This is a genomic window from Luteimonas sp. A277, from assembly GCF_054052045.1.
The window spans coordinates 344,044-359,955 of sequence record NZ_JBSVRG010000001.1; the positions used below are offsets into that span (position 1 = coordinate 344,044).

Here is a 15,912-nt window from a genome sequence, read left to right on the forward strand (position 1 = left end):
GGCTGCAGGAGTCCGCATGGATGACTCCTCAGAAGGGATATGGCCGTGGACCGGTCTGCACCGTGATCCACTGGTCGGTGGTGAACTCGTCGATCGCCCAGTCACCGTTGAAGCGGCCCAGGCCGGAGTTCTTCTCGCCTCCGAACGGCGCGTTGGCGTCGTCATTGACGGGCATGTCGTTCACATGGGTCATGCCGGCGCGGACGCGGCGGGCGAACTCGAGTCCGCGCGCCACGTCGCCAGTGAAGACGGCGCTGGACAGCCCGTACTCACTGTCGTTGGCCAGCTCCAGCGCGTGCTCCGCATCGCGCGCGGACTGGATGCCCACCAGCGGGCCGAAGATCTCCTCGCGAGCGATCTCCATGTCGGCGGTGACGTCACCAAATACGTGTGGCGGCATCACGTTGCCGTCGGGTTCGCCGCCCACCAGCAGCTTCGCGCCTTCCTTCTTCGCCCTGGCCACCTTGACTCGCGGGCTGTCCAGCTGCTTGGCATTGATTACCGGGCCGATCACTGTCTCAGGTTCGGCTGGATCCCCCACCGCCAGCGCCTTGACCCGCTCGACGAACCGGCTGGTGAACTCCGCCAGCATCGGCTCCTCGACGATGATCCGGTTGATCGCCATGCAGATCTGTCCCTGGTGCAGGAACTTGCCGACCACGGCTGCATCCACCGCGGCCTCCACATCGGCATCCGCCAGCACTACAAACGGGCTGTTGCCGCCCAGTTCGAGGGCGACGCGCTTGAGATGCTCGCCGCCACTGGCGATGCGGCCGATGCCGCGGCCAACCTCGGTAGAGCCGGTGAAGGAAATGAATGACGGCACCGGGTGCTCGACAAAGGCATCGCCAATCTCCGAACCCGCGCCCACCACCACGCTCAGCAGGCCAGCTGGCAGGCCCGCCTCTTCGAAGATCCGCGCCAGCAGCAGCCCGCCGGTCACCGGCGTGTCGCTGGCCGGCTTGACCACCACCGCGTTGCCCAGCGCCAGCGCCGGCGCGACCGAGCGGATGCTCAGGTGCAGGGGGAAGTTCCACGGGCTGATCACGCCCACCACGCCCTGCGGCTTCCGGTACACCAGACTCTGCTTGCCCGGCACATCGGAGGGAAGCACACGGCCATGGCTGCGGCCGGGCATGCTGGCCGCCTCCAGGGTGATTGCGCGGGCGGAACCCCATTCGATCGCGGCCTTGATCCGGGTGCTGCCGGACTCGCGAACCAGCCAGTCGATGATTTCGTCCTTGCGCGCATCGAAGATCGCCACCGCACGATGCATCACCGCGGCGCGCGTGCCAGGGCCCATTGCCGCCCAATCGGGCTGCGCCTTCGCTGCGCCGAGGTATGCCGCATCCAGGTCCTCGTGGTTGGCCATTGCGATCTCCAGCAGCTGATCGCCGCTGAAGGGGTTGATCACCTCGAGCCGGCGGTTGGCGCGACCTTCGCGCCATGTACCGCCAAGCGGCTGCAGAGCCAGGTTCCGGTAGGCGGTTTTGGCAGTTTTCTCATTCATTGCAATGCACCTCGTGTCAGGCAGTGGCTGCGCATTCGCCCTTTCAGAACTCCAGGTCCAGCGCGGCGCAGAGGTAGTCCATGAAAGGCGCTGTCGCCTTCAGATCGCGGACCAGCGTTTGGCGCAGGCGCGGCCCGGTGATCAGGTCCTTGTCCAAGCTGCGCATGAAGACGAAATTGCGGTGGCGCAGGTCGTCGATGAAGGGGAAATCTTCCGGAAACCCGCGTGGGCGGCGGACCAGCATGTCGGATTCCGACATGCGGTAACGGCGGCGGAAGGCCGGGGCGTGCGCAGCGGATTTCCAGCCGGCGGGATTGTCGACGATGAACTGGCGGATCTGGCGCAGCACTGGTGATTCGGGATTCCAGATGCCCGCGGCGAAGAAGCTGTCATCCGGGCGCAGCTGCAGATACCAGGCCGGCGCCGCGGTCTCGCGGTAGCGCTCGTGATAAAGGCGCGCACTCTGCCAGTTCTTGTAGGGCGCCTTGTTGTTGGAGAAACGGGTGTCGCGATGGATCCGGAACAGCGAGCCGTTCATCTTCTTTGGGTCGGCGCGATAGTGCAGGCTCACCGTGGCCAGGTCGGGCTGCAGGTCGGTGAGCAGGCGCTGGAACGGTTCGCGCAGGTGGGTCTCGTAATCGGCCTTGTGAGCGTGGAACCATTCGCGCTCGTTGTTGCGCTCCAGCGCGCGCAGGAAGCGGAAGGCCTTGTCGGTGAAATAGGTGGTCATCGATATCAGCGGGCAGGGACGGGGAGAGCGAGGTCGTCCTGCAGCTCCCGGCCCCAGGCTTCGAGACGGTCGAGCAGAGCGATCCGGGCACCGTCGGCGGCATGAACGCCGCGCAGCGTTTCAAGCTCGAGGAAAAAGCCCGACAGGGAAACCTCCGACAGCCCACTCTCGGTCGCAAGGCGGCGGCGACGGAACGCGTCCCACTGTTCACGCTCGGCCGCGTCGAGCTTGTCCGGCCAGTTGCGTGCGCGGTAGCGGAACAGCAGCTCGGCCAGGCGCGGATCCTCGAAGCCGAAATCACGCGCTCCCAGCGCGTCGGGCGGGGTTGCCCGCACCTCGATCATGCGCCGGCGATCGCCATCGGGCAGGAACCCGTCATAGAGCGATGCGTCGGCATCGCCAGGCTCGCGTGCGCCGCGCCTGGCGAATACCAGGCGGATCTTTTCCGCCAGTTCGGGGCCGGCCGCCCGCAGCCGGGCCGCCCGTGCCAGCACCGTGGCCGGTTCGATCGCCAGCCGCGCCAGGTCCGCCGGGCGCAGGTGGTTCCAGGCCACCAGCGCCGGGCAGCGGTTGGCCTGGACTTCCTTGAGCGGGATCCGGGTGACGCCTTCCGGCAGGTCGCGGGAGGAAACAAACACCCGGTCTGCGATCTCATCCGGATCCAGCGCCAGCAGCGCTTCCGGATCGCCGTCAAGGTCGAACACGATCACCCTGCTGTCGATCTGCGGATGGCGCGCCAGCGGCAACACCGGCGCAGCGCACAGGCGCACGGCTGGATACCGCTGCGATACGTGCAGCACCGGATCGGCCGCGGTGATATCCAGCAGGCCGCCGGCGAAGCGCTTGTCGCGCAGGCGCAGGGCGTAGTCCCACAGCCGCGGCTGGGCACGTCGGAACGCGCGGGCCATGCCGATCAGCGCACGCACGTCCGACAGGGCCTCGTGCGCGTCACCCTCGCGTACACCGTTGGCTTCGGCCAGGTGCTCCAGCTTGAACGAGGTGCCCTTGCCGTCCTCGCGCTGCGGCCAGTGGACGCCCTCCGGTCGCAAGGCATGTGCCAGCCGCATCACGTCCAGCAGGTCCCAGCGGCTGTTGCCGCCGCGCCATTCGCGCTCATAGGGATCAAAGAAATTGCGGAACAGGCCGTGGCGCACGAACTCGTCGTCAAAGCGCAGCGAGTTGTAGCCAACGGTGCACGTGCCGGGCCGCGACATCTCTTCCTGGATGCGGGCGAATGCTTCCGCTTCGCTGACGCCATCGCGTTGCGCTTGCCAGGGGTCGATCCCGGTCACCATGCAGGCACCCGGGGAGGGCAGCAGGTCGTCGGCGGGACGGACGAAGAAATCGATGGGCTCATCGACCGGCTGCAGGTCCAGATCGGTACGGATGGCGGCGAACTGGGCGATCCGGGTCAGGCGCGGGTCGCGGCCCCAGGTTTCCAGGTCGTAGAAAAGAAAGCTGCCGCTCACTTCCCCGCGCCTGCCTTTTGTTCGTCGCTCAGCGGCATCAGCTGCGCCTTGATTGTCTCGTCCAGCGCTTCCCAATCCACGGTGTCCAGCGACTCCAGTCCCGCGGTTGCCTGCACCAGGATCTCCTGCTGGATGCCGTTGCGCTCCAGCGCCAGCGCGTAGGGAATGCGCATGAAGGTAACCATGGCGTAACGCGGCACGAAGCGGTCAGGGTGGCGCTGCTGCAGCTTCAATTCCAGTTCGCGCTGGAGCAGATAGTCGGCGTCGTCCACCCGGTCGCGCATCTCCCGGTAGTTGTCCAGGGCCATCTGCTGGATGGCCTCGGCGTTGGGGCGGCGTTCGTTCTCGTAGGCGGTGAAGGCGGCGGCCATGTCCGGCCCCGCGTCGATATGGCGGGCCAGCGACACGCAGTCCTCCAGCGCGCAGTTCATGCCCTGGCCGTGGAAAGGCACCATCGCGTGGGCGGCGTCGCCCACCAGCACCGCGCGTCCGTACAGCCGCCAGCGATCCAGGTACAGGGTGCCCAGCGGGCTGACCGGGTTGTGCTGCCAGTCGTGCTCAAGGCCGGGCAGCAGCGGCAGCAGGTCGGGAAAGTCGCGCTGGAACAGCTCGCGCGCCTGCTGCACCGAGCGCACGGTGTCGAAGCCGGGCTCGCCCTCGTTGGGCATGAACAGCGTGACGGTGAAGTTGCCGCTGTCATTGGGCAGGGCGATGCACATGTAATCGTCGCGCGGCCAGATATGCAGGGCGTTGGGTTCAATCCGGAACTGGCCGTCCTCGCCGGACGGGATCTCCAGCTCGCGATAGGAATGGCCCAGCGATTCGAAGCGTTCGCCCAGCTTGGTTTCCCGCTGCATCTGCGCGCGCACCGCCGAGCCGGCACCGTCGGCACCCACGATCACGCCGAAGTCGACGGCGCTGGCCTTGCCTTCGTTGGAATCGTCGATGAAGCGGGCCCGGCCGGCTTCGAAATCCAGTGATTCCAGGCGCCGGTTGAAGTGCAGCTTCGCGCCGGCGGCCTCGGCATGGTCGAGCAGGGTGATGTTGAGGTTGCCGCGGTGCACCGACCAGATCACTTCCGAGTCATCGCGCCCGTAGCGCTGCAGCTGATGGCTGCCATCGGCGAAATGCACCATGCGCCCGCGCATCATCACCGTGCGCGCCATGACCTCGTCTTCCGCGCCAGCCTGCTGCAGCGCATGGCGGCCGCGCTCGGCCAGGGCCATGTTGATCGAACGGCCGCCTTCGTAGCCCTGCATCCGCGGGTCGCCACGCCGCTCGTAGATGTCCACCTTGTGGCCGCGCCGGGCCAGCAGGGCACCGAGCACGGCGCCGGCCAGGCCGGCTCCGACGATGGTGATGTGTTGATCGTTGTCGGTCATGTATGCATCCGGTATCAGGAGTGCTTCGCAGCCCAGGCCTCGACTTCCTGCGCAAAGCGCAGCACGTCGGCATGGCTGTTGTAGAGCGGGGCAGGGGAAATGCGGATCACATCGGGTTCGCGCCAGTCGCCGAGCACGCCGTGGCGGGCAAGGTGTTCGAACAGGGCCCTGCCGGCATCGCGCCCCGCGCGCACCCGCAGCGACAGCTGGGCGCCGCGGCGGCAGGACTCGGCCGGGGTCACGATCTGCAGCACGTGCTGCAGGCGCGCTCCGATCAGCGCGTGCAGGTAGCCGGTCAGCCGCTCGGACCGGCTGCGCAGTGCTTCCATGCCCGCGCGTTCGAACAGTTCCAGCGACGCCCGCAGCGGCGCCAGTCCGAGGATGGGCGGGTTGCTCAGCTGCCAGCCTTCGGCGCCGGGCGTTGGCACGAATTCCGGCCCCATGCGGAAGCGGCTGTCCTGCTCGTGCCCCCACCAGCCGGCGAAGCGTGGGCGATCGGTGCGCGCGTGACGCTCGTGTACGAAACAGCCGGCCACCGCGCCGGGTCCAGCGTTCATGTATTTGTAGTGGCACCAGACCGCGAAGTCGGCGTCGGAGTCATGCATCCGCAGCGGCAGGTTGCCGGCCGCGTGCGCATGGTCGAAACCCACCACTGCGCCCGCGGCATGCCCCAGGCGCACTATCTCCGCCATGTCGAAGGCCTGGCCGGTGCGGTACTGCACGCCGGGCCAGAGCACCAGCGCCAGGCGTGGGCCGTGCTCGGCGATGGCGCGCTCGATCGCCGCCATGGAAATGGTTCCTTCGGCTTCGTCCGGCTGCACCTCGATCAGGTCGGTGTCCGGATTGAATCCGTGGAAGCGCACCTGTGATTCAAGTGCGTAACGATCGGAAGGAAAAGCTCCGGCCTCCATCAGGATTGCCGGCCGCTCCGTCGTGGGCCGGTAGAAGCTGACCATCAACAGGTGCAGGTTGGCGGTGAGCGAGTTCATCGCCACCACCTCCGAGGGCAGGGCGCCCACGGTGGCCGCCAGACCGTCGCGCACCAGTTGGTGATACGGCATCCACTGCCCCGTGCCGGTGAAGTGGCCTTCCACCGCTTCCACGGCCCATTTGTCCAGCACCTCTTCCACATACGTGCGTGCGCGGCGCGGCTGCAGACCGAGCGAGTTGCCGCAGAAATAGGCCTGCTCGCGCCCTTCGTGCAGGGGGATGTGGAATTCACTGCGCAGCACGTGCAGCGGATCAGCCGCGTCCAGGGCGTTGGCGTGCTCAGTGGAATGCAGATCCGTCATGCGAACCTCCCCTTGGGCAGGTCGAGCCATTCCAACGCGGTGCCGTGATAGAGGCGGGCCTTGCCGGCTGCGTCCAGTTCCACGCCTTCGATCACCGCGCCTGGTTTCTGCTCACCCAGCGGGAAGGGATAGTCGGTGCCCAGCATCACCCGATCCACCCCGCAGACATCAATCAGGTACTCCAGCGCCTTCGGATCGGCGACCCAGGAGTCGAAATACAGCTGCTTGAGGTACTTGCGCGGATTGTGCGGATTGTCGGTGGCCACCAGATCGGGGCGCATGTTGAAGCCGTGCTCGATGCGGCCGATGGTGTAGGGGAAGCTGCCGCCGCCGTGGGCCATGCAGATCTTCAGCTTCGGCAGGCGTTCCAGCACTCCGCCGAACACCAGCGAACAGGCGGCGCGCGACTGTTCGGCCGGCATGCCCACCAGCCACGGCAGCCAGTATTTGGGCATGGTGTCGGTGCCCATCATGTCCCAGGGATGCACCAGGATCGCCGCGCCAAGGTCCGCCGCGGCTTCGAAGAACGGGAACAGCTCCGGCGCGTCGAGGTTCCAGTGTGTTTCCGGCGACACCTGCACGTGCGAACCGATCTGCACGCCCTGCAGGCCCAACTGCTCCATGCAGCGTTCGAGCTCCTGGATGGCCAGCCGCGGCGACTGCAGCGGCACGGTGCCGATCCCTGCGTAATGACGCGGATGCGCGCGGCAGGTTTCGGCCATGTGGTCGTTGAGGGCCTGGTGCAATTCCAGCGCCTGGTTGGCTTTCGCCCAGTAGCTGAACATCACCGGCACCGTGCTGATCACCTGCACCTGCACCCCGAACTGCGCGAAGTCATCGATCCGCTCCTGCGCATCCCAGGTGTTGGACCAGATCTCGCGGAAAAACTTGCCGTTGCGATAGATCCGGTGGCGTCCGTCGCTGGTGTGGTGGATCACCGGGAAGCGCGGGTCGCCGTACTTGGCCGCCAGGTCGGGCCAGTCACGTGGCAGACAATGGGCGTGGATGTCGATTTTCAGCATGGAGCCTCGTGGCATCGGCCCGCGGGCGCGGAGCATTGGGTTCAGGATACCGCGGGCGGCCCACAAACGTAGGAGCGCGCCATGCGCGCGAAGCCGCGTGAATCATGGTTTGCGGGGGAGCTTCGGTGAGTGCGTTGGGGCCGAAGCTGCGTGGCGCCGATTGATGTCACGCGGTTTCGCGCGCGTGGCGCGCTCCTACGAGGGCGGCGTGCCTGCGGGCGCAGCGTGTCAGGATTCGTAGCGGGCGGGGCGGGGGTTGAGGTGGCCGCACGCATCACAGGTACGGTTGGCTTCCGAGGCATAGAAGCGGTCGAAGACCGGCGGCAGGTCCACTTCGATGTCTTGGAGCTGGAAATATTCCTCGTAGAGCTTGTGGTTGCACTGCTCGCAGAACCACATCAGCCCGTCCTTCTCGTGCGGCAGGCGCTTGCGCTCGATCACCAGGCCGATCGAACCTTCGGCGCGCTGCGGGGAGTGCGGCACCTTGTGCGGCAGCAGGAAGGTCTCGCCGGCGCGGATCTTGATGTCGCGCGGCTTGCCGGGCTCTCCTTCGGAACTGTCCTGGATGCGAAGGGTCATCTCGCCCTCGAGCTGGTAGAACCACTCGGGGCCTTCATCGTAGTGGTAATCGGTGCGCGCGTTCGGGCCGCCCACCACCATGACGATGAAGTCGCCGTCGTACAGGCACTTGTTGCCGACCGGCGGTTTGAGCAGGTGGCGGTTGTCTTCGATCCACTTCTGCAGGTTGAGCGGGGCGGGGAACATGTGGGTCCTCCTGGCCTGGGTCAGGCACGCTGCGGCGGCAGGGCCGCCACACACTTCAACTCTATCGCGATGGGGGTGGGCAGGGCGTCGATGCCCAGGGTGGTGCGGCAGGGCGCGGTATCGATATCGGGGAAGTATTCGGCCCACACCGCGTTATAGGCCTTGAAATCGCCGGCCATGTCGGTGAGGTAGACGGTCACGTCCACCAGGTCTTCCCAACGCGCCCCGCTGGCTTCCAGCACGGCCCGTACGTTGGCGAACACGGCGTGGGTCTGGGCGGTGATGTCGTGGGTCACAACATTGCCATCGGCGTCATATAGGTTGCCGGCAATGGCATTGGTGGCTGCATCGCGCGGGCCGATGCCGGACAGGAACAGCAACTCACCCACGCGCCTGGCGTGGGGGTAGGCGCCGACGGGCCCAGGGGCGGTGGCAGTGCGGACGGTTGGCTTCTCCATTCAGCGATCCTCGCGGGCCTGGCAGATGCGTTCCAACGCCGGACCGTATTGTTCGGGCAGGGCAGCAGGCGAGTCGATCGCCAGCCCCAGATCATGCACGCGACCGTTGCGCAGCGAGTACACCCAGGCATGCACCGAGACGTTCTGTCCGCGTGACCATGCTTCGCGCACCACGGTGGATTCGCAGATGTTGATCATCTGCTCCAGCGCGTTGAGCTCGCACAGGCGGTCATGGCGCTGCTCGGGGTCGTCGAGGGATTCGATCAGCCCGCGGTGCTTGTGCTTCACGTCCTTGACGTGGCGGATCCAGTTGTCCGCCAGGCCCACGCTGGTGCCTTCCAGCGCTGCGCCAACGCCACCGCAGCCGTAGTGGCCGACGACCAGGATGTGTTCGACCCCCAGCACATCGATGGCGAACTGGATCACCGACAGGCAGTTCAAATCGGTGTGCACCACCACGTTGGCGACGTTGCGGTGCACGAATACCTCGCCCGGGTTTACATCGATGATCTGGTTGGCCGGCACGCGCGAATCGGAGCAGCCGATCCACAGGAAGCGCGGCGTCTGGATCCCGGACAGGCGGTCGAAGAAGCCGGGGTCTTCGGCTTCAACGCGCTCAGCCCAGTTGCGGTTGCGTTCCAGCAGGTCGTGGAGTCTGTACATGGAGGTCCGTAAAGTAGAGGCTGTGTTGTCAGGTGGCGATGCAGACGTTGCGGGGTTCGGTGTAGAAGCGCATCGCCTCCAGTCCGCCTTCGCGCCCCAGCCCGGACTGGCCCATGCCGCCAAAAGGGGTGCGCAGGTCGCGCTGCAGCCAGGTGTTGATCCAGACCATGCCGGCGTGCAGCTCGGCGCCGAAGCGGTGCGCGCGGTCGAGGTCGCGGGTCCAGACGGAAGCGGACAAGCCGTAATCGCCGGCGTTGGCCAGCTCCAGGGCGTGCCCGTCATCATCGAACGGTTGCAGAGTCACCATCGGGCCGAAGATCTCCTCGAGGTTGGTGCTGCTGTCCGGTCCCAGGCCTTCGATGACGGTGGGCGCCACGAACCAGCCCGGCCGGTCCAGCCGCTGGCCGCCGCAGAGCAGGCTTCCGCCTTCCTCCCGGGCCCGCGCGATGGCGCTGGTGACCTTGTCGAAGTGCGCCTGCGAGACCAGCGGGCCGAGGTTGATGCCTTCGTCCATGGGGTCGCCGGGGCGCAGGGCGCGCGTGCGTTCAACGAAGGCATCGCGGAACGCCTGGTAGATCGAGCGCTCCACCAGGATGCGCGAGCCGCACAGGCAGATCTGCCCGGAGTTCTGGAAAGCGGAGCGGATGAAGGTATCCAGATGCGCCTCCCAGGCCGAGTCGGCGAACACCAGGGTCGGATTTTTGCCGCCCAGCTCCAGCGACACCTTCTTCAGCAGCGGCCCGGCAAGGCCGGCAATGCGGCGTCCTACGGCAGTGCTGCCGGTGAAGGACATCGCCCGCACCGCATCGTGGCGGACGATCGATTCGCCCACCTCGGGGCCGCCGCCGTGGACGATATTGAGCACGCCCGCAGGCAGGCCCGCCTCGTGCGCCAGCTCGCCGAACATGGCGGCGGTGGCGGGAGTGACTTCGGAAGGCTTGGCCACCACCGTGTTGCCTGCGGCCAGCGCTGGCGCGATCTTCCAGGTGAACAGGTACAGCGGCAGGTTCCAGGGCGAGATGGTGCCCACCACGCCCAGCGGCTGGCGCAGGGTGTAGTTGAGTCCGGCTTCGCCGTGGTGGGATTCGCTGGAGAACTGGGTGGCGGCGTGGGCGAAGAACCGCAGGTTGGCTACCGCGCGCGGGATTTCGGCATCGCGGGCCAGCGCGAGCGGTTTGCCGCCGTTGCGTGCTTCGGCAAGGGCGAAATCGTCGGTCCTGGCTTCGAGTGCTGCGGCCAGACGCTCCAGGTGCGCGGAACGCTCGCTGTTGCGCAGGCCTGACCAGCCGGGGAAGGCCGCCTGTGCGGCGTTGACGGCATCGTCCACGTCGCGCGCATCGCCGGCTGCGACCTCGGCCCAGGGCTCGCCAAGCGCCGGGTCGAAGACCTCAAGCCAGCTGCCGCCTGCGGGCTCGCGGGTCTCGCCATCAATAAAGTGTGCATACCGACGCATCCGCCGATTGTACTGGCCCATTTGTAGGAGCGCGCCATGCGCGCGAAGCCGCGTGACACCTGGCGGCCCGGTGTGGCTCCGGTAACGGCGATGTCACCGACACCTCGCTCCGGCGCCACGATTCACGCGGCTTCGCGCGCATGGCGCGCTCCTACAGGGGTTGGCAGGTGGGGCAGAGGTAGAGGCGGCGCGAGCCCACCATCATCCGCTCGATCGTGGTGCCGCAGGCGGGACAGGGCTTCCCTGCGCGAGCGAACACCTGGAAGCGGAAGCCGTCTGCGGTGTCGGCCAGGTAGTCGCTGCGCATGCCGTCCGCCTGGTTGATGCCGCGGGTGGAATAGCTCAGCCGGGGGATATCCAGCAGCACCCGGGCCAGTCGTGCTGTCTGCTCCGGCGCCAGGTCCCCGGGCCGGCGCTTTGGATGCAGCCCGGCCGCAAAAAGCACTTCCGCGCGCAGGTAGTTGCCCATGCCGGCCAGGAAGCCCTGGTCAAGCAGCAGGCTGCCGAGCGAGCGTCCGCGGAAGGCGGGCATCTGCAGCCGCGCAGCCACGGCGCCAGCGTCAACGTCCGGGTCGAGCACGTCCGGGCCCAGCCCGCGCAGGAACGGGTGCGACTCCACCTCGTCGTCCGGCCACATGGTGACGTCCGAGGCCGAATACAGCAGGATGGCGGTGTCCGCGGTTTCGAGTGCCACGCGCAGCGAGCGGCTGGTATCCGGACGCTGGCCCGCTGCGGCGATCTTCCACACTCCGTAGAGCTGGTTGTGGCTGTACATGGTCCAGCCGTGATCGAAGCGGGTCAGCAGGGCTTTGCCGCGCGCGGTGATCGAGATGATCCGGCGGCCTGCCAGGCCCGCCTCGAAGCGCTTGAGCAGGGGAAAGGCGAACTGCGCGCGGACCAGCGGGTGGTCCGCAACCGCGTCGGCCAGACGGTCTGCAGCGCGTCGTATTTCAGGACCTTCGGGCATCGCGGGTCAGATCGACCGGGTGCGGCCCCCGTCCACGGCCAGGCTGACGCCGTTGACGTAGGCTGCGGCGGGAGAGCACAGGAAGGCGATCACGCCGCCGGTCTCGTTCGGGTCGGCGAAGCGGCCGGCCGGCACCTGCGCCTGCATGGCTTCACGCACCTCGGCCTCGCTGCGGCCCTCGCGGGCGGCGCGATCACGGACTATCTGGCGGATGCGGCCGGTTTCGGTGAAGCCGGGCAGCACGTTGTTGACGGTGATGCCTTCCGCAGCCAGTTCACCGGCCAAGGTCTTGGCCCAGGAGGCCACCGCGCCGCGGATGGTGTTGGAAACCCCCAGCCCCGGGATCGGCTCGCGCACCGAAGTGGAGATCACGTTGATGATCCGGCCCCAGCCGGCCTCGCGCATGCCCGGCAGCACGGCTTGCAGCAGTACCTGGTTGGCGATCACGTGGCGGCGGAAGCCGTCTTCGAACGCCTGCAGGTCGGCCGCGTGCAGTGGGCCTCCCGGCGGACCGCCGGTGTTGTTGACCAGAATGTGTACCGGGCTGCGCGCCACCACCGCCGCGACAGCCCGGGCCAGCCCCGCACTGTCACTGCTGTCGGCCACCGCCACGGCGTGGCCGCGATCGGCACCACCGGCAAGTCCGGAAACCACTTCGCGCAGGACGCCTTCGCGCCGCGACAGCACGGTGACGGTGGCGCCGAGCTCGGCCAGTTCCTCGGCCGTGGCCCGGCCGATGCCTTCCGAAGCACCGCAGACCAGGGCGTGGCGGCCGGAGAGATTCAGGTCCATGGGGTGGCTCCTGTGCAATGCGGAAAAGTCATCAGGCGCGGGCGCCGAGCTTGTGGATCATCTTCGGACGCAGGGCCTCATCGGTCTCGCCCTGGGGCGGCGCCAGTTCGGACAGGCTGAAGCCGCGCACCAGCGCGTCGTCTTCGTCCAGGCCGTCCCAGCCTACGAATTCGGCGTCCATCAACGCAGCGCGGGCGGTGTCTTCGCTGTCATAGGCAAGGGTGTTGCCGTCGCTGTCGAAGACCTCGGCGGTGCCGGCATCGCGCACGCGCAGCCGCGCCCAGACCACGGTGCGGCCCAGGGTGGCCAGCCACCACTCGGTGTAGGAAGGAGAAGCAGGGTCGCGCGGGATGATCATGCCAGGGCCCAGAACAGGGAAACGGCGGTCGAGGCGATCCCGAACAGCGTCGTAAACAATGCGATGCGAGCGGGCGTGGCCAGGCCGGTGAAGCTGCGATCCGGCGACTGCCGGTATTCACCGGACAGCAGCCAGCGCAGCGCCGAGGGTTTGAGGAAGGCGCCTTCGCCCAGTTGCTCGCGCAGCGCCGGATGACGGTCGCGCAAGTGCACCAGTGACAGCGGCCAGAAGATCACGAAGGCGGTAAGGCCGCCGATCGTGACACCGAGAAAGCAGAGGGCGAGGAACAGGGGCATCGGGATCCGTACTCCGGAGGCGTCCGGTCAGAATTCGGCGTGACCGGGCGCGCGGGGGTAGGGGATGGCATCGCGGATGTTGGACAGGCCGCACACGTACACCACCAGCCGCTCGAAACCGAGGCCGAAGCCGGCATGCGGGACCGTGCCGTAGCGGCGGAAATCGCGGTACCAGTCATAGTGCTCGCGATCCAGGCCCATCTGATCCATGCGCGCATCCAGCATGTCCAGCCGCTCCTCGCGCTGGCTGCCGCCGATGATTTCGCCGATGCCCGGCGCCAGCACGTCCATGGCGGCGACGGTGCGGCCATCGTCGTTCAGGCGCATGTAGAAGGCCTTGATCTGCTCCGGGTAGTTGGTCACCACCACCGGGCGGCCCACGTGGACCTCGGTCAACCAGCGCTCGTGCTCGGTCTGCAGGTCCAGGCCCCATTCCACCGGGAAGTCGAACTTGTGGCCCGAATCACGCAGCAGTTCGATCGCCTCGTCGTACTCGATCCGCTCAAACGGCGCATTGACGAAGCCCTCCAGGCGGCTCACCGCATCCTTCTGCACCCGTTCGGCGATGAAAGCCATGTCGTCGCCGCGCTCGTCGAGCACGGCGCGGAACAGGTACTTGAGGAACTCCTCCGACACCCGCGCGATCTCGGCCAGGTCGGCGAAGGCGATCTCCGGCTCGATCATCCAGAACTCGGCCAGGTGGCGGGTGGTATGGCTGTGCTCAGCGCGGAAGGTGGGGCCGAAGGTGTAGACCTTGCTCATCGCCAGCGCGAAGGCTTCGACGTTGAGCTGGCCGGATACGGTGAGGAAGGTTTCCTGGCCGAAGAAGTCCCGGGAGAAATCCACCTTGCCATCCTTGCCCATCGGCAGGTTGGCCATATCCAGGGTGGAGACCCGGAACATCTGCCCGGCGCCCTCGGCATCCGAGGTGGTGATGATCGGCGTGTTGACCCAGTAGTAGCCGTTTTCGTGGAAATACCGGTGCGCGGCCTGGGCCAGGCAGTGGCGGATCCGGGTCACCGCGCCGAACAGGTTGGTGCGCGGGCGCAGGTGGGCGACCTCGCGCAGGAATTCCAGCGAATGGGCCTTGGGCTGGATCGGATAGGTCTCCGGATCGTCCACCCAGCCGACCACTTCCACCGCTTCGGCCTGGATCTCGAAGCTCTGGCCCTTGCCCTGCGAAGGCACCAGCGTGCCGCGCGCGATCACCGAGCATCCGGCGCTCAGTCGCCGCACGTCCGAGTCGTAATTGGGCAGTGACTGCGGGGCCACCACCTGGATCGTGGCAAAGCACGAGCCGTCACTGATATTGATGAAGCTCAGACCCGCCTTGGAGTCGCGCCGGGTGCGCACCCAGCCGCGAACCGTCACCTCACCGCCCTCGGGGATCCTGCCCGCAAGCGCCTGCGCCACGCTGACCGTCGTCATGCCTTGAATTCCGGATTTGATGAACAGATGAACAAGGGGGCAAGTGTACCGGAGCCCGAAAAGGTAGAATCGAGCCATGACGATCAAGCTTTCTCCCGCCGCCCTGGACCGCGTCCAGCGTTTCCTCGCCTCCAACCCTGCTGCCTTGGGCATGCGCTTCGGGGTGGAGCGGACCGGCTGCTCCGGCTGGGGCTACGTGGTTGACCTTGCCCATGAGCAGCGCGACGGCGACCAGGTCAGCGAGCAGGACGGCGTGCGCATCTACATCGATGCCGACAGCTTCCCGCTGGTGGCCGGCACCCGTATCGATTTCTCCCGCCAGGGGTTGAACGAGCAGTTCACCTTCGAGAACCCCAAATCCGCCGGCGCATGCGGCTGCGGTGAGAGCTTCACCACGGACGCTGAACGCGTGGCCTGAAGGCCAATCGTTTCCTTCATCCGGACGGGTAGTAATTCGGCCCGGTAATCCGTCATAATGTGCGGCTTGCCCTGGCATTGGCCCGGGGTGAGTGCTTGCTCCACCGCGTCCACACCGGACGTCGGGGGGCTGTCTGGCCTGTCGGGCTGCGCCCGGGGCCGATAACCGAAAGGAAAAACGCATGCGTCACTATGAAATCGTGTTCCTGGTCCACCCGGACCAGAGCGAGCAGGTGCCGGCGATGATCGAGCGCTACACCACCCTCATCGAGGGCGGTGAAGGCAAGATCCATCGTCTGGAAGATTGGGGCCGCCGTCAGCTGGCCTATCCGGTCGACAACCTGGTCAAGGCCCACTACGTGCTGATCAACGTGGAATGCGGCCAGGCCGTGCTTGACGAACTGGTTGAGACCTTCCGTTTCAATGATGCGATCCTGCGCCACATGGTGATCCGCCGCGAAGAGGCGGTCACCGAGCAGTCGCTGATCATGAAGAACAAGGACGACAAGGGCGATCGTGGCAGCGACCGACCGGAGCGCGGCGAACGCCGCCGCCGTGACGACGACGCCGAGACCGACACCAAATCTGATGATGCGGATGAAGACGGCGACAAGAACGCCGACGACAAATCCGACGACAACGCCGCCTGAGGAGCACACACATGTCCAAGTTCTTCCGCCGCCGCAAGTTCTGCAAGTTCACCGCCGAGGGCGTGGTCGAGATCGATTACAAGGATCTCAACACCCTGCGCCAGAACATCACCGAGACCGGCAAGATCGTCCCGGCCCGGATCACCGGCACCAAGTCGCGCTACCAGCGCCAGCTGGCCACCGCGGTCAAGCGCGCACGCTACCTGGCCCTGATTCCGTACACCGACAACCACAACGTCTGATCGAGTCCCTTCGGACAG

At 66.8% G+C, this 15,912-nt stretch carries 18 protein-coding genes; 3 read left to right on the plus strand and 15 right to left on the minus strand.

Annotated elements, in window-relative coordinates; genetic code table 11:
• Positions 1-28: 28 nt before the first annotated feature.
• From ACW7G2_RS01540 to asnS, 15 genes are all read right to left on the minus strand, one after another.
• Positions 29-1,510 carry an aldehyde dehydrogenase family protein gene (locus ACW7G2_RS01540; RefSeq protein ID WP_456972010.1) on the minus strand — a complete coding sequence of 494 codons (1,482 nt, stop codon included), beginning with the start codon at positions 1,508-1,510 and terminating at the stop codon, positions 29-31.
• Between the two features lie 43 nt (positions 1,511-1,553).
• Positions 1,554-2,240, minus strand: a complete 687-nt coding sequence (locus ACW7G2_RS01545; protein WP_456972012.1) for a DUF2461 domain-containing protein — start codon at positions 2,238-2,240, stop codon at positions 1,554-1,556.
• A 5-nt stretch (positions 2,241-2,245) separates the two neighbouring features.
• Positions 2,246-3,709, minus strand: coding sequence for an exodeoxyribonuclease I (sbcB, locus tag ACW7G2_RS01550; RefSeq protein WP_456972014.1), 1,464 nt, complete (start codon positions 3,707-3,709; stop codon positions 2,246-2,248).
• Positions 3,706-5,091 (minus strand): FAD-dependent oxidoreductase, encoded by a 1,386-nt coding sequence (locus ACW7G2_RS01555; protein WP_456972016.1) that lies wholly within the window; start codon positions 5,089-5,091, stop codon positions 3,706-3,708. The genes sbcB and ACW7G2_RS01555 overlap by 4 nt, the downstream gene beginning before the upstream one ends.
• Positions 5,092-5,105: 14 nt before the next feature.
• Entirely contained in the window at positions 5,106-6,383 is a 1,278-nt protein-coding gene (gene kynU / locus ACW7G2_RS01560) for a kynureninase (RefSeq protein ID WP_456972018.1), read from the minus strand.
• A complete protein-coding gene (locus tag ACW7G2_RS01565; RefSeq protein WP_456972020.1) occupies positions 6,380-7,405 on the minus strand; it encodes an amidohydrolase family protein in 1,026 nt (341 codons plus the stop codon). The genes kynU and ACW7G2_RS01565 overlap by 4 nt, the downstream gene beginning before the upstream one ends.
• Positions 7,406-7,633: 228 nt before the next feature.
• Complete coding sequence (locus tag ACW7G2_RS01570; protein ID WP_456972022.1) at positions 7,634-8,170, minus strand: 3-hydroxyanthranilate 3,4-dioxygenase; 537 nt, start codon at positions 8,168-8,170, stop codon at positions 7,634-7,636.
• A 20-nt stretch (positions 8,171-8,190) separates the two neighbouring features.
• Positions 8,191-8,628, minus strand: a complete 438-nt coding sequence (locus tag ACW7G2_RS01575) for a RidA family protein (protein WP_456972024.1) — start codon at positions 8,626-8,628, stop codon at positions 8,191-8,193.
• On the minus strand, positions 8,629-9,291 hold the full coding sequence (gene can, locus ACW7G2_RS01580) for a carbonate dehydratase (RefSeq protein ID WP_456972026.1): 663 nt from the start codon (positions 9,289-9,291) through the stop codon (positions 8,629-8,631).
• Positions 9,292-9,319: 28 nt separating this feature from the next.
• On the minus strand, positions 9,320-10,744 hold the full coding sequence (locus ACW7G2_RS01585) for an aldehyde dehydrogenase (RefSeq protein WP_456972028.1): 1,425 nt from the start codon (positions 10,742-10,744) through the stop codon (positions 9,320-9,322).
• Between the two features lie 151 nt (positions 10,745-10,895).
• Complete coding sequence (gene nei, locus ACW7G2_RS01590; protein ID WP_456972030.1) at positions 10,896-11,711, minus strand: endonuclease VIII; 816 nt, start codon at positions 11,709-11,711, stop codon at positions 10,896-10,898.
• 6 nt (positions 11,712-11,717) lie between these two features.
• Positions 11,718-12,503, minus strand: a complete 786-nt coding sequence (locus ACW7G2_RS01595; RefSeq protein ID WP_456972032.1) for an SDR family oxidoreductase — start codon at positions 12,501-12,503, stop codon at positions 11,718-11,720.
• A 31-nt stretch (positions 12,504-12,534) separates the two neighbouring features.
• On the minus strand, positions 12,535-12,861 hold the full coding sequence (locus ACW7G2_RS01600) for a hypothetical protein (RefSeq protein WP_456972034.1): 327 nt from the start codon (positions 12,859-12,861) through the stop codon (positions 12,535-12,537).
• Positions 12,858-13,157: a hypothetical protein gene (locus tag ACW7G2_RS01605; protein WP_456972036.1), complete on the minus strand. Its 300-nt coding sequence runs from the start codon at positions 13,155-13,157 to the stop codon at positions 12,858-12,860. The genes ACW7G2_RS01600 and ACW7G2_RS01605 overlap by 4 nt, the downstream gene beginning before the upstream one ends.
• 27 nt (positions 13,158-13,184) lie before the next feature.
• Entirely contained in the window at positions 13,185-14,585 is a 1,401-nt protein-coding gene (gene asnS, locus ACW7G2_RS01610; RefSeq protein ID WP_456972038.1) for an asparagine--tRNA ligase, read from the minus strand.
• A gap of 76 nt (positions 14,586-14,661) precedes the next feature.
• On the opposite strand from asnS, the gene ACW7G2_RS01615 reads away from it, so the two are divergent.
• The 3 genes from ACW7G2_RS01615 (at position 14,662) to rpsR (ending at position 15,894) form a co-directional block, all read left to right on the plus strand.
• A complete protein-coding gene (locus ACW7G2_RS01615) occupies positions 14,662-15,003 on the plus strand; it encodes a HesB/IscA family protein (protein ID WP_456972040.1) in 342 nt (113 codons plus the stop codon).
• Positions 15,004-15,184: 181 nt separating this feature from the next.
• Positions 15,185-15,652 (plus strand): 30S ribosomal protein S6, encoded by a 468-nt coding sequence (rpsF, locus tag ACW7G2_RS01620; RefSeq protein ID WP_456972042.1) that lies wholly within the window; start codon positions 15,185-15,187, stop codon positions 15,650-15,652.
• Positions 15,653-15,663: 11 nt separating this feature from the next.
• A complete protein-coding gene (rpsR, locus tag ACW7G2_RS01625) occupies positions 15,664-15,894 on the plus strand; it encodes a 30S ribosomal protein S18 (protein WP_422891849.1) in 231 nt (76 codons plus the stop codon).
• Positions 15,895-15,912: the final 18 nt, after the last annotated feature.